General features: G+C 73.8%; 11 protein-coding genes. 2 read left to right on the plus strand and 9 right to left on the minus strand.

From position 1 onward, the window contains the following. Positions 1–46: 46 nt before the first annotated feature. Positions 47–649, minus strand: a complete 603-nt coding sequence (locus BIV01_RS17785) for a TetR/AcrR family transcriptional regulator (RefSeq protein WP_071303718.1) — start codon at positions 647–649, stop codon at positions 47–49. A 62-nt stretch (positions 650–711) separates the two neighbouring features. Between BIV01_RS17785 and BIV01_RS17790 the strand changes: the two genes are divergently transcribed. Then, positions 712–1,365 (plus strand): NAD(P)-dependent oxidoreductase, encoded by a 654-nt coding sequence (locus tag BIV01_RS17790; protein ID WP_071296281.1) that lies wholly within the window; start codon positions 712–714, stop codon positions 1,363–1,365. Positions 1,366–1,393: 28 nt separating this feature from the next. Here the strand turns inward: BIV01_RS17790 and BIV01_RS17795 are convergent, their stop codons facing one another. Genes BIV01_RS17795 through BIV01_RS17805 form a run of 3 tightly spaced genes read right to left on the minus strand, consistent with a single transcriptional unit; the run spans position 1,394 to position 6,862 of the window. Beyond that, positions 1,394–2,887, minus strand: a complete 1,494-nt coding sequence (locus BIV01_RS17795) for an RsmB/NOP family class I SAM-dependent RNA methyltransferase (protein ID WP_071303719.1) — start codon at positions 2,885–2,887, stop codon at positions 1,394–1,396. After that, positions 2,884–3,819, minus strand: a complete 936-nt coding sequence (gene fmt, locus BIV01_RS17800) for a methionyl-tRNA formyltransferase (protein WP_071303720.1) — start codon at positions 3,817–3,819, stop codon at positions 2,884–2,886. The genes BIV01_RS17795 and fmt overlap by 4 nt, the downstream gene beginning before the upstream one ends. 58 nt (positions 3,820–3,877) lie before the next feature. Continuing rightward, entirely contained in the window at positions 3,878–6,862 is a 2,985-nt protein-coding gene (locus tag BIV01_RS17805; RefSeq protein WP_071303721.1) for a DEAD/DEAH box helicase family protein, read from the minus strand. Between the two features lie 54 nt (positions 6,863–6,916). Here BIV01_RS17805 and BIV01_RS17810 point away from each other — a divergent pair, with 54 nt between their 5' ends. Continuing rightward, positions 6,917–7,375 (plus strand): DUF4383 domain-containing protein, encoded by a 459-nt coding sequence (locus tag BIV01_RS17810; RefSeq protein WP_175473778.1) that lies wholly within the window; start codon positions 6,917–6,919, stop codon positions 7,373–7,375. On the opposite strand, the gene BIV01_RS17815 is transcribed toward BIV01_RS17810, so the two are convergent. The 5 genes from BIV01_RS17815 to rpoZ all read right to left on the minus strand — a co-directional run bounded on the left by BIV01_RS17815 (position 7,362) and on the right by rpoZ (position 13,488). Next, positions 7,362–8,597: a glycine C-acetyltransferase gene (locus BIV01_RS17815; protein ID WP_071303722.1), complete on the minus strand. Its 1,236-nt coding sequence runs from the start codon at positions 8,595–8,597 to the stop codon at positions 7,362–7,364. The genes BIV01_RS17810 and BIV01_RS17815 overlap by 14 nt on opposite strands. After that, a complete protein-coding gene (gene tdh / locus BIV01_RS17820; RefSeq protein WP_071303759.1) occupies positions 8,597–9,646 on the minus strand; it encodes an L-threonine 3-dehydrogenase in 1,050 nt (349 codons plus the stop codon). The genes BIV01_RS17815 and tdh overlap by 1 nt, the downstream gene beginning before the upstream one ends. A gap of 366 nt (positions 9,647–10,012) precedes the next feature. Beyond that, positions 10,013–11,995 carry a hypothetical protein gene (locus BIV01_RS17825; RefSeq protein ID WP_071303723.1) on the minus strand — a complete coding sequence of 661 codons (1,983 nt, stop codon included), beginning with the start codon at positions 11,993–11,995 and terminating at the stop codon, positions 10,013–10,015. A gap of 9 nt (positions 11,996–12,004) precedes the next feature. After that, positions 12,005–13,219 carry a methionine adenosyltransferase gene (gene metK / locus BIV01_RS17830; protein ID WP_070416247.1) on the minus strand — a complete coding sequence of 405 codons (1,215 nt, stop codon included), beginning with the start codon at positions 13,217–13,219 and terminating at the stop codon, positions 12,005–12,007. Between the two features lie 5 nt (positions 13,220–13,224). Beyond that, a complete protein-coding gene (rpoZ, locus tag BIV01_RS17835) occupies positions 13,225–13,488 on the minus strand; it encodes a DNA-directed RNA polymerase subunit omega (RefSeq protein ID WP_022906709.1) in 264 nt (87 codons plus the stop codon). Between the last annotated feature and the right edge of the window lie 32 nt (positions 13,489–13,520).

Genomic DNA, 13,520 nt, shown 5'->3' on the forward strand with positions numbered 1-13,520 from the left:
CGTCGAGCCTACCGGGGTGCGTCCGTCAGCCCGCTCCGCACCCGCTTCAGTTCGCGCCGACCGCGCGGGAGCCGAGGTCCGAGCGGAGCATCGTCTCCAGCGCGGCGTCCACCAGCCGCTCCCCCTCGGCGCGGTCGATCCGACGCGAGACCACGAGCGCGGCGATCCCCTGCATGGTGGCGGCGAACAGGAGCTTGAACAGGTGCCGGGCGTCGCCGTCGCCGCCGTCCGCCACCGCGCTCCCCATCGCGCCGTCGAGCACGGCGAACAGCGACGAGGCGGCGGCCTGCACCGACTCGGCCCGGGTGGTCGTCTTCGCCTGGAACATCAGGTCCATCAGCGCGGCGTCGTCGATCGCGAAGTCGACGTACGCGAGGGCGACCCGGCGGAAGCGGTCGTCCAGGTCACCGGCCCCGGCCAGCGCTCGGCGCACCGCGGCGGCCAGCCGGTCGAAGCCGAGCTCGGCCACGGCGTCGAGGAGCGCCTGGCGATCGACGAAGTGGCTCCGTGGCGCTCCGTGGCTCACACCGGCACGGCGCGCGAGGTCACGCAGGGACAGCCCGTCGACACCGTCCTCACGCAGGACCGTCACGGCCTCGTCGAGCAGGACGGCGCGGAGGTTCCCGTGGTGGAAGGGACGATCCGGCATGCCTCCACCCTACCCCGCGACTAGGCATTGCCTATTTTCTAGTCACTGCCTAGATTGGGACCATGACACCCCAACAGCACCTGCTCGTCTTCGGCGCGACGGGCCAGACCGGCCAGCACTTCACGCAGTTCGCCCTCGACGCCGGACACCGGGTGCGCGCCGTCGCCCGCACGCCGGCCAAGCTCACGATCCAGCACGACGACCTCGAGGTCGTACCGGGCTCCGTCCCCGACGACCTCGACCTCGACGCACTGCTGGACGGTGTGACCGCCGTCGTCGTGATGCTCGGGGACGTCGACGCGCAGCGTGACCGTCTGGTCAACACGCCCTTCGTCCGGGCGCTCGTGCCGGCGATGCGTCGGAGCGGTGCCACCCGCCTGCTCTACCAGGCGGGCGGGTTGAGCGCGCCTCCCGGCCGGCGGCTCGCACCGGTGCTGCGGCTCGTGCGGGCGACGCTCGCCCGCGCGTACCGCGGGCAGCACGCCGACAACGAGGCGGTGATGCGCTACCTCGACGCCGAGGCGCGGGACATCGCCTGGACGGTGCACCGGGCCGGCATCGGCTCGGACGGCCCCGCGAAGGGCGAGCTCCGCCGCTCGGCGCGGTGGATCAGCATCGCGACCTTCCGCGACTGCGCCGCGTACAACCTGCGGGCACTGTTCGACGAGGACGCCGTGCACACATGCGATGGGAGCGCCTATCGCCGGTCACGCTGAGCCGGCGGCCCGCTGCTGGGCTCTCGTGCTACGCGACGCGCCGGAACAGCGCGATGAACATCGCGTCCGTCCCGATCCGGTGCGGCCAGAGCTGCACCGTGTTCCCGTCGGCCACCCGAGGGTCCCGCGCAGCCACGGACCGCACGACGGACGCGGTGTCGAGCTGCTCGAGCTCGCCACCGTGCCGAGCCATCAGCGCGTCGACCTGTCCGCGGGTCTCCGCCAGGTGCGGCGAGCACGTCACGTACGCCAGGGTCCCGCCCGGTGCGAGCACCCGCACGGCGGCGTCGAGCAGTTCGGCCTGCAGCGCGGCGAGCTCGGGGACGTCCTCGGGCTGCTTGCGCCACCGGGCCTCCGGACGACGCCGGAGCGCTCCGAGTCCGGTGCAGGGCGCGTCGAGCAGGATCCGGTCGAACCTCACCCCGGCGCCGTCGCGACCGAAGCGCCGACCGTCGCCCTCGACCACGGTCACGCCGTCACCGGCGCCCGCGAGCGCCTTCCGCACGAGTCCGGCACGCGCCGGCACGAGTTCGTTCGCCACGAGGGTCGCCCCGCCCTGTGCGGCCTCGGCCGCGAGGAGCGCCGCCTTTCCGCCGGGCCCGGCGCAGAGGTCGAGCCACCGCTCCCCCGGCCGGATCGCCGACGACCGGCTGAGCGCCAGTGCCGCGAGCTGGGAGCCCTCGTCCTGCACGCGGAGCCGTCCGGCGGTGACGCCCGGCACGCGGGCGGGGTCGCCGGAGATCCCGCGGATGCCGACGGGCGAGACCGGCAGGTCCGCATCGGGGTCCGTGAGCGGTTCGGGAGGCGCGACCTGCGTCTCGTCGTCGGCGTCCGTCTCGTGTTCGGTCGCGGTCGCGGCGTGGGCCCGGGCAGCGGCGACGTCCTCGTCGGTGGCCAGCCCGGGCAGCGCGGCGAGCTGCACCCGGGGCGCGGCGTTGTCGGCCGCCAGGAGCGCGGCGAGCTCGTCCCGCGAGCGTTCGGCAGCGAGGGCGTCCCGCAGCGCGGACACCACCCACGTGGGGTGCGACCACCGGGTGGCGAGCAGTGCGTCCCCACCGCGGCCCTCGGTGATGAGCGCGTCCCACTCGTCGTCGGTCCGTGCGGCGACCTTGCGCAGCACGGCGTTGACGAAGCCGGTGGCGCGGCGGGCACCGACCTCGCGGGCGAGCTCGACCGTGGCGTCGACGGCGGCGTGCGTCGGGGTGCGCATCCCGAGCAGCTGGTGGGCGCCGAGCCGGAGGACGTCGAGCACGTCGGACTCGACGTTGTCGATGCGACGACCGGAGGCGAGGGCGATGATCGCGTCGTACCGGCCGAGCATCCGGATCGACCCGTAGGTCAGCTCGGTGGCGAACCCGGCGTCGCGCGCGGAGAGCCCGGCGCGGCGGATCCGGGTCGGGAGCAGGAGGTTGGCGTAGGCGTCGTCGACCTGCACCGCCCGCAGCACGTCGAAGGCGACACGGCGGGCGCTCGTCTGCCGCGGTCCGTGGTGCCGGCGCTGCCCGGTGCTCGCGGCGCTCACGCCAGGACCTTCCCGTCGAGGGAGCCGAGGCCCCGGGCCCAGGCGGCGGCGTCCATCGCCTTCTTGCCGGCGGGTTGCACCTCGGTGAGCACGAGCGGGTCGTCTGCGGTCCCGACGAGCAGCCGACCGCCCTGGACGCTGAGCGCACCGGGGGCGAGCGACGGGGCGGGGTCTGCCGCGCCTCCTGGCAGTCGGTTGCTGCGGAGCAGCTTGACGCGGGTCTCGCCGAGGTGGGCGTACGCGCCGGGCTCGGGCGTGACGCCGCGCAGGCGTGCGTGCACGACGGTGGCCGGTGCGGCGAAGTCGATGCGACCGTCGTCGATGGTCAGCTTCGGGGCGACGGTGGGCTCGCCGGTCTGCTCCACGGCGACCGCGGTGCCCGCGGCGATGTCGTCGACGACGCGGACGACGGTCTCGGCGCCGGTCTCGGCCATCGCGGCGAGGACCTCGCCGGAGGTCGCCTCGGGGTCGATGTCGAACGGGTCGCTCGCGTACACCGGACCGGCGTCGAGCGCCTCGACGAGCTGGAACACCGTCGCGGCGGTGCGGGTGTCGCCGGCCATCACCGCGCGCTGGACGGGGGCGGCGCCGCGGTACTGCGGCAGGTCCGAGAAGTGCAGGTTCACCCAGCCGAGCCGCGGGGCGTCGAGCGCCGGGCGTCGGAGCAGGGCGCCGTACGCGACGATGACGCCGAGGTCGACCCCGAGGTCGGCGATGCGGGCGGTGACCTCGTCGTCGACCCGGGACGCCTCGATCACCGGGAGGCCGAGCTCCTGTGCGACCTGGGCGACGGGGGTCGGGGTGAGGACGCGCTTCCGGCCCTGCGGGGTCGCCGGACGGGTGAGCACCGCGGCGATCTCGTGCTCGGACGCCGCGAGGCGGCGGAGGGTGGGGACGGCCGCAGCGGGGCTGCCGGCGACGACGAGACGCATGGGTTCGATCCTCCCATGTTCCCCACGTGCTCCGCGTCCGACGGCAGCTCGGATCGTGTCAGGACCACTGGTCGCGGAGCACCGGCGCGGCCGTGGCGGCACCCGACGTCCGGCGGGCACGGACCAGCAGCACGAGCGACTCCGGCGAGTCGATCTCGTGCAGGCGGCACGGACCGACCCGGCGGCTCCAGTCGGCGGCGAACGCCTCGGCATCGGCACGGCGACGTCCCACGGCCGCCGGCACGGCGAAGTACCGGTCGCCCGGGGTGGCCGCACGGGCCACGGCCAGGGCCACGACGAGCAACGGTGCCCGCCGCACGGTCGCGCGCTCGGTGCGGCTGACCTGCAGCAGGAAGCGCGGGGTCCGCACCGGGCCGAAGAACTCGGCGAGCGCGCCGGTGACGACGCGGCGGTCCTCGGGGCGTGCGCCGAGCACCTCCATCGTGAAGCTCTGCGGCACCTTCCCCGCCATCTGCGCGGTGACGCGGACGTCCCCCTCGCCGAACGCCGGGACCCGACCGGCCCGGTGCAGTGCGTCGACGACGACCCGGACGGCTCTGCGGTAGGCGCCGACGGTGCTGAACCGCTGGCGGAGGGCGAGGCCGAGCTGTCGGGCGACGGGCCAGACGAGCAGGACGGCGAGACCGATGACGACGAGGAGCCCGAGCACGCCGGGTAACGAGCCGAGCCGCCAGAGGGCGACGATGCCCCGGGCGGACTCGGCGAGCAGCCAGAGGACCGCGCCGAGGACGACGGCGAGCACGAACTCCGCGGTCGGTCCGGTGCGGAACGGCTGCGTCCGTGGTTCCTCGACGACGGTCGCCGTGCTCTCGCGGTCGGCGTAGGGCTCGCCCACGCGCCAGGCGGCCCAGCTGTCGGCCCGGGTGGGGAGTTCGGCGGCGATGGTCTCGTCGAGGGCCCGGACGGTCTGCCGCTCGTCCTTGGCGACGAGTCCGGCGAGCCGGCGGGCCTGCCCGTCGGTGAGCGCGATCGACGTGCCGCGGACCACCTGCGCAGAGTCCGAGCGGAGCAGTCCCCAGATCTGTTCGTGCTTCCGGCGCATCCGGGAGACGTCCGGGGCGGCGTCGAGCGGGACGTCGGCCGGGATGACGGCGGTGACGGTCCAGTTGTGGGCGACCTTGCGGGGCCACGCCGGGTCGAGGCGGAGCGTGCGACCGCGGAGCTGCTGGGTCGCCGACGAGGTCGCGACGGCGGTGAGGTCGATGAGGGTGTTCGCGGCGGGGCAGTCCCAGCCCTCGCCGAGGAGGCCACGGGTACCGACGACGAGTCGGGTGGTGCCGTCCGTGAGCAGGGCGGAGACGGCGGCCAGCACGGCGGCCGATCCGGCACCGGGGGTCTCGACGCTGAGCACGTGCGGGTCCTCGGGCACCGGCTCCGTGCTGCAGGTCGTGCCGAGGCGCTGGTCGAGTGCGGGGAGCAGGACGTCGGCGTCCCGGGTGGCGATCCGGAGGTGGCGTGCGGTGACGAGCACGGGGCGCAGCGGCACGGGGTGGTCCTCCGTCGCGACCGTGGCGAAGGTCCGGAGTGCGCCCGCGGCCGGGACGGCGCTCCCCCGGGTGTTGCCGTGGGTGGCGTGGTCGGTCACCACGACGGCCCGGACCCGGTCGGCGGCGTCCTGGGAGAGTTCGAGGTGGAGCAGGTCGACGACGGCGCGGTCCTTCGCGGCGGACGATGCGAGCACGGTGTCGATCGGGTCCCGGCTCCGTCGGACGCCGCGGTCGGTCAGGGTGAAGCCGAAGTCCACGATCGAGCGCTTGATGCGCTGCCACTGCTCCGCGCGGTCGGGGTCGGGCAGCAGTCGGTCGAGGGCGTAGCGGGCGAGGACCCGGATCCGCCCCTCGGCGTCGGGGGCGCGTCGGACGTCGTCGGGCAGGAGCGCGAGCAGCGGGTGGTCGGGGCGGAACTCGGCGAGGGTGCGTGCGGCGGCCTCGGCGACGGGGAAGTCGGCGGCGAAGGCTGCGGCGAGTCGTTCCTCGGCGGTGGCGGGCCCTGTGCCGGGGTCCGGTCCGGGGACCGCGCCGGTGCTGGTCTCCGGTTGCAGCGTCGTCTCGAGCCAGTCGATCCCGTCGGGTTCGGCGAGCGCGCCGCGGATCAGCGCGGCGAGTCGGCGTTCGTGGTCGCGCAGGAAGGCGAGCTCGTCCGGGGTCGGCTCGACGAACCAGACGTGGTCGCGGTAGGGCGCGAGGTTGCCCTCCTTCACGACGGCGGGTGTCGGCACTTCGTGGTCGACGTCGCCGAGCAGTGCGGTGTAGGTGTCGTGGGCGTCGCGGTCGTCGGTGGACGGCAGGGTCGCGGTCAGGCCGATGACGACCGGTTCGCGGCCGGACGCGCGGATGCGGCCGAGCAGGTAGGCGACCACCAGCGCCCAGTGGTCGAGGAGGTGGTGGCACTCGTCGAGGACGACGGTCTCGACGCCGTGTGCCACGAGCCGGTCGACGAGTGCGCGGGCGTTCGGGTGCAGGGCCTCGGCGAGGCGCTCGGGGTCCTCGCGCGCGAGCCGCTTCCGGATCGCGCGGGAACGGCGACGGACGCCCTTCCGGAACGCTGCCGGGTTGCTGGTGCGGAGGTCGTCGATCCACCGTGCTGCGGCCGCGTCGTCCCGTCCCCCGTCGACGAGTTCGCGACGCCAGTCCGCGGTGGCGAGGTCGGTGAGCGGACTGCCGGTGTCGAGGACGGAGAGCATCTGGTAGGTCAGCGCGGTGAGGTCGCCGGGCCGGTCCGGGTCCTCGGACACCGTCGCGTCGCCGTGCAGGGCCGACGCCGATCGGGCCCACTGCGCGCGGATCGTCGCGGTCGGCGCGAGCACGAGGGCGCGCGCACCGTGGCGTCCGGCGAGGAGCAGCCCGAGCAGGGTCTTGCCGGCCCCGGGGGGCGCGACGACGTGGACGGGGTCGCCGGGTTCGACCGGCACCCGGTCGAGGACGTCGCGTTGGTACGTGCGCAGCGTGCCCTGGTAGCGCCAGCCGGCGAGCGGGAGCGTGCGGGCCCCCGTGCGGTCGTTCGTGCGTTCCCCCGTCGTCACCGTCCGAGTCTCCCACGGGTACCGTCGCCAGCAGCCGAACGAGGAGGTTCCACCATGTCCGACGTCACCACGTCCACCAACCGCTACGCGGGCTCGAGCATCCAGGCGATCGCACTCGTCGTCGGGGTCGTCTTCCTGCTCGTCGGGATCGCCGGGTTCGTCCCCGGGCTGACGACGGGCGACCTCGGCGGGGCGGGGCACGGCTCGATGGCGATGCTGCTCGGACTCTTCCAGGTGTCGGTGCTCCACAACGTCGTGCACCTGCTGTTCGGTGTCGTCGGACTGCTCGCGGCGCGCTACGCCACCGGGTCCCGCATGTACCTCGTGATCGGTGGCGTCGTCTACTTCGTGCTGTGGGTGTACGGGCTGTTCACCGCCGGGCACGACTTCGGGGCGAACTTCGTGCCGCTGAACTGGGCGGACAACTGGCTGCACCTGGTGCTCGCGGTCGGGATGGTGGCGCTCGGCGTGGTCTTCCCGCGCGAGCGCCACCACGCCGTCACCGCGGGCTGACCGCGTCGCCGCTCGGACCCGCGGCCGCTCGCGCCGCGGCCGCTCGCGCCGCGGCCGCTCGGGCCTCGGTGAAGGCCGTCACGCACCGCCGGACCTGCTCCTCGGTGTGCGCCGCCGAGAGCTGCACCCGGATCCGTGCCCGGCCCTTCGGGACCACCGGGTAGCTGAACGCCGTCACGTAGATCCCGCGCGCCTGCATCTCGTCGGCGATCCGGGCGGTCAGGGCCGCGTCGTGGAACATCACCGGGACGATCGGGTGCTCCCCCGGCAGCAGCTCGAACCCGGCGTCGGTCATGAGCGACCGGAAGCGCGCCGCGTTCGCCCGCAGCCGCTCGCGAGCGTCGTCCGACCGTTCGATGAGGTCGAGCGCTGCGACCGTCCCCGCGGCGATCACCGGCGCGAGCGAGTTCGAGAACAGGTACGGACGGGACCGCTGCCGCAGCAGGTCGACGATCTCCTGGCGGCTGGCGACGTACCCGCCGCTCGCACCCCCGAGTGCCTTGCCGAACGTGCCCGTGTACACGTCGACCCGGTCCGCGACGCCGCACAGCTCGGGCGTCCCGCGGCCGTGCTCGCCGACGAAGCCGACGGCGTGCGAATCGTCGACGATGACGAGGGCGTCGTAGCGGTCCGCGAGGTCGCAGATCTCGGCGAGCGGCGCGATCGAGCCGTCCATCGAGAAGACGCCGTCGGTGACGATCGCGCGGAACCGGGCGTCCCCGGCGGCGACGAGCTGCGCCTCGAGGTCCTGCACGTCGCGGTTGCGGTACCGGTACCGCTGCGCCTTCGAGAGCCGCACGCCGTCGATGATCGAGGCGTGGTTCAGCTCGTCCGAGATGATCGCGTCCTCCGGCCCGAGGAGCACCTCGAACAGGCCGCCGTTCGCGTCGAAGCACGACGAGTACAGGATCGTGGCCTCGGTACCGAGGAACGCCGACACGCGACGCTCGAGGTCGAGGTGGAGGTCCTGCGTGCCGCAGATGAACCGGACGCTCGCCATGCCGTAGCCCCAGCGGTCGAGGGCGTCCTTCGCCGCGTCGACGAGATCGGTGGAGTCGGCCAGCCCGAGGTAGTTGTTCGCGCAGAAGTTCAGCAGCGGAGCACCGTCCGCCTCGATCGCCGCACGCTGCGGACCGGCGATGCCGCGCTCCCGCTTCGTGAGCCCGGCGGCCTCGATGCCCGCCAGCTCGGCCGTCAGGTGTTCCTTGATCGCGCCGTACATCAGATCTCCGTCCAGTCGATGACGACCTTGCCGCCGTCCGCGCTCGCCGCCGCGGCGAACGCTGCCTCCCAGTCACGCGCCGCGAAGCGCCCCGAGACGATCGAGGCGATGCGGTCGCGCAGCACCTCGCTCGTCTGCAGCATCGAGCTCATGGTCTGCCACGTCTCGAACATCTCGCGGCCGTAGATGCCCGTGACCGTGAGCATGTGCGTCACGACCTTGCCCCAGTCGACCGCGATCTCGCCGGTCGGCAGTCCGAGCATGGCGATCCGCCCGCCGTGGTTCATGTTGTCGACCATCGCCGGGAGGGCGGTCGGGGCGCCGGACATCTCGAAGCCGACGTCGAACCCCTCGCGCATGCCGAGCTGCTCCTGCGCCGCCCGGATCAGGTCACCGGCGGCACCGACGTCGACGCCGAGGTCGGCGCCCATCGCCTCGGCCATCCGCAGTCGGTTCGCACTGACGTCCGTACCGACCACGAACCGGGCACCGGCGTGCCGAGCGACCGCGATCGCCATGAGGCCGATCGGCCCGCACCCGGTGACGAGCACGTCCTCGCCGACGACGGGGGACGCGAGCGCCGTGTGCACCGCGTTGCCGAGCGGGTCGAACAGGGCGCCGACCTCGGGGTCGACGTCGGCGTGGTGCACCCAGACGTTCGCGCCGGGCAGCGTCAGGTACTCCGCGAAGGCGCCGTCCCGCTGCACGCCGAGGCCCTTCGTGCGGATGCACATCTGGCGTCGGCCGGCCCGGCAGTTCCGGCACGTGCCGCACACGATGTGACCCTCGCCGGAGACCCGGTCCCCCACCGCGACGTCGCGCACGGCGGAGCCGACCTCGACCACCTCGCCGAAGAACTCGTGTCCGGGGACCAGCGGGGCCGTGACCGCCGACGCCGCCCAGTCGTCCCACCGCCGGATGTGCAGGTCGGTCCCGCAGATCCCGGTGCGGAGGACCCGGATGAGGACCTCGTCCTCCGTCGGGACCGGTACCGGCCGCTCGGTCATGATCAGTCCCGGAGCAGCGTCCGGCTTGTACAGCGCCCTCATCGGCGTCATCCGCGTCACCTCGTCGTGCGTGATGTGTGTCGTCGGCGGCTCGTGACCGCCGTCGTCCACCCTGGCACAGGTCACGCAAGTGGGCCGTGCATGTCGCATGCACGGCGTGGACACGGGCGCGCGGGCGGCCGGTGCGTGCGCATGCGTCGACAGAACACCCGTCGATCGACGGGCGGAACGTCGGAACATGCGCGCGCAGACGGTGCGTGCGCATGTGGCGACAGAACACGCGTCGATCGACGGGCGGAACGTCGGAACATGCGCGCGCGGGCAACGCGCGGCACGCGGCAGGCGCCCTGGAGGCACGGCGCAGGTCCGGCGCGACGGCCCGCGCCCAGCAGCGCGCGGCCGGCCGGGTCAGACCTCGCTGAAGGGCTCCGCGTCGTCGAGCCGCACCCGGAGCGCCGGCGCCGCCCGACGCCGGTTCCCCCCGGGCAGCACCCGCCGCGTGGACGCACGCCGGATCACCTCGGCCTTGAGGGTCGCCGCCACCTCGGCGCCGTGCGCGTACGGGAAGCGCACGATCGCACGGACGGTTCCCGGGAGTGCGTCGTCCTCGACCGGTACCGGACCGAGCACGGGGCCGACCGTGAGGCCGTCGAGCGCCTCGACCGCGGCCGTCACCGCCTCGTCCGTGCCCGTCAGCGTCGCGACCCGCACGGCCGGTGGGAAGTGCAGCTCACGGCGGTCGGCGAGCTCATCGTGCGCCGGACCGTCGAGCCGCCACAGCGCCATGGCCGTCGCGAGCTTCCCGCCGATGCCCACGAGGTACGCCTCGGCGCCCGGGGCTCCCTTGGCGGCGGCGTTCGTCCAGAAGCGCAGGACGTCCTCCTGCACGCGGAGCCCCTCGCGCGCGAGCATGCGCTCCCCGTCGAGCAGGAGCACGCACGCGTACCCGCCCGGGACGCTCGGCTCGGCTCCGCGGGTGGCGACCACGACCGAGGGGCGCGCCGGGACCTCGTCGAGCGGACGGGAGCCGTCGGCCACCACGATGCGCGTGCCCGGGAACGCCCGGCCGAGCTCGTCCGCGGTGCGCTGCGCCCCCTGCCCGACCGGCTTCACCGTGCCGTTGCCGCACGTCGGGCAGCGGAACCCGACCGCCAGCGCGCCGCAGAACCGGCACTGCGGCGTCGCGCCCCGGTGCGGGCTGCCGAGCGGACCGCCGCAGATCCGGCAGTGCGCGCGCTCACCGCACTCGGCGCAGACGAGCCCGGTGCCGAACCCCGGACTGGCGACCTGCACGAGGACGGCTCCGTGCTGGCTGGCCTCGCGCGCGGCGCGCCACGCCGAGCTCGGGATGCGGGCCTGTGCCGCGTACCCCTCGGCACCGGTCTGCTGGACGGTCGGGATGACCTTGGGTGTCTTCGCCCGGTACGGCGTGACCTCCTGCAGCCAGTGCAGCTCGACGAGCCGTTGCACGTCGGTGCTCCGGGCGTGCGACAGGAACAGCAGCGCGGCCCCGGACTGTGCGGCCCGGACGAGGGCGACGTCCCGGGTGTGCACGTACGGGGCACGCGGCTCGATGAACGAGGCGTCCCCGTCGTCCCACATGGCGATGAGTCCGAGCTCGGTCGCCGGCGCGTACACCGCCGTGCGGTTGCCGATCGCGACGACCGAGTGGGTCCTCGCCTGCAGCAGGGCCTTCGCCCGCTGCCCGTTCGTCTGCTTGGCGTCGAACCGGACGACCCGTTCCGGCGGCAGCACCGCGAGGAGCGCACGCTCGAGGTCGGTGACGTCGCGGAAGTCCGGCACGGCGATCACGGCCGACTGCTCCGCGGCGACCGTGTGCGCGGCCGCCTGGGCGAGCGTGGCGGCCCATCCGGGGACCCAGACCGGCGCGTCGGCGGCACCGAGCGCTGTCGGGTGGGGGACGGCGGCGACCGCAGCGCGACCGTGGTCGGCGACCAGCGCCTCCAGGACGCCGTCGGCGTAGCCGGTGACGGGCGGCGGCTCGACCGCCGGCGGCGACCACGCGGTGTCGCGCGCCAGCCAGGCCTTCTCGGCACGGACCTGGCGCGTCGGCACGGCGAGCCGGAGCACGTCGGACGCCACCCCCGCGGCACGGTCGGCCACGGCGCGCGCGAGCGACCAGATCTCCGGCGCGAGGACCGGCACCGGGGAGACGACCGTCTCGATCGCACTGAGCTCGCCCGGGTACTCACCCTCGGTGACGATCTCGACCACGTAGGCGTCGGACATGCGCGCACCGGTGCGGAGCGGCACCTTGACCCGCACCCCCGGCACGCAGTCGTCCTCGAGCCCGTCCGGCACCCGGTAGTCGAACAGACGGTCCAACTGCGGGAGCGGCGAGTCGAGGACGACGCGCGCGACGGTGGTCACGCCGAGGCCTCAGACGGCAGCGGCGACGAGTCCTGCGGCGGCGCGGAGTTCCTCGACGCGGTCGAGCTGCTCCCAGGTGAACCCGGGGAGCTCGCGGCCGAAGTGCCCGTACGTCGCGGTCTTCGCGTAGATCGGACGGAGCAGGTCGAGGTCGCGGATGATCGCGGCCGGCCGGAGGTCGAAGACCTGCAGGATCGCGGCCTCGATCGTGGCGTCGTCGACGTGTCCGGTGCCGAACGACTCGACGTAGAGCCCGACGGGCTTCGCGCGGCCGATCGCGTAGGCGACCTGCACCTCGAGCCGGTCGGCGAGGCCCGCGGCGACCGCGTTCTTCGCGACCCAGCGCAGCGCGTAGGCGGCCGAGCGGTCGACCTTCGAGGGGTCCTTGCCGCTGAAGGCGCCGCCACCGTGGCGGGAGGCACCGCCGTAGGTGTCGACGATGACCTTGCGTCCGGTGAGGCCGGCGTCGCCCTGGGGGCCGCCGATCTCGAACCGGCCGGTCGGGTTCACGATGACGTCGACGTGCGACGAGTCGAGGTCGACCTGGGCGAGCACCGGCCGGATCACGTGCTCGGTCACCGCGGCGGTGAGCTCGTCGAGCGTGACGGACGGCGAGTGCTGCGTGGAGAGCACGACGGTCTCGACGGTCTTCGGCACCACGCCGTCGTACCCGACCGTGACCTGGGTCTTGCCGTCGGGACGCAGGAACGACAGCTCGCCGGACTTGCGGACCGCGGCCAGTCGCTCGGCCAGGCGGTGCGCCAGCCAGATCGCGACCGGCATGTACTCGGGGGTCTCGTTCGTCGCGAAGCCGAACATGATGCCCTGGTCGCCGGCGCCCTGGCGGTCGAGCGGGTCCACGCCGGCACCGGAGCGCGCGTCGAGGGACTCGTCGACACCCTGGGCGATGTCGGGCGACTGCGCACCGATCGAGACCTCGACGCCGCAGGTGTGGCCGTCGAAGGAGACCTCGGACGAGTTGTAGCCGATGCCCGTGATGACGTCACGGACGAGCTTCGGGATCTCGACGTAGCCCGAGGTCGTGACCTCGCCGGCGACGTGCACGAGTCCGGTGGTGACCATCGTCTCCACCGCGACGCGTGCGTGCGGGTCGACGGTCAACAGCGCGTCGAGGATCGTGTCCGAGATCTGGTCGCAGATCTTGTCGGGGTGCCCCTCCGTCACCGACTCGGACGTGAAGAGGCGCAGGCTGCTGCTCGTCACCGCGGTCAGTCGGTGGGCTGCTGCTGCTTGGTGACGGTGAGCTTGTCCTCGTTGATCTCGTGCAGTGCGACGGACAGCGGCTTGTCGTCGATCGTCGAGTCGACCAGCGGGCCGACGTTGTCGAACAGCGAACCCTCGTGCAGGTCGGCGTAGTAGTCGTTGATCTGTCGCGCGCGCTTCGAGGCGAAGATGACGAGCGCGTACTTCGACTCCACCTTGGCGAGCAGGTCGTCGATGGGCGGGTCGATGATGCCCTGGGGGTTGGCCATGGTGTCTCCAGTCGACGGAACGGGGGGACGCC

This window comes from Curtobacterium sp. MCBA15_013 (genome assembly GCF_001865095.1).
GTDB lineage: Bacteria > Actinomycetota > Actinomycetes > Actinomycetales > Microbacteriaceae > Curtobacterium.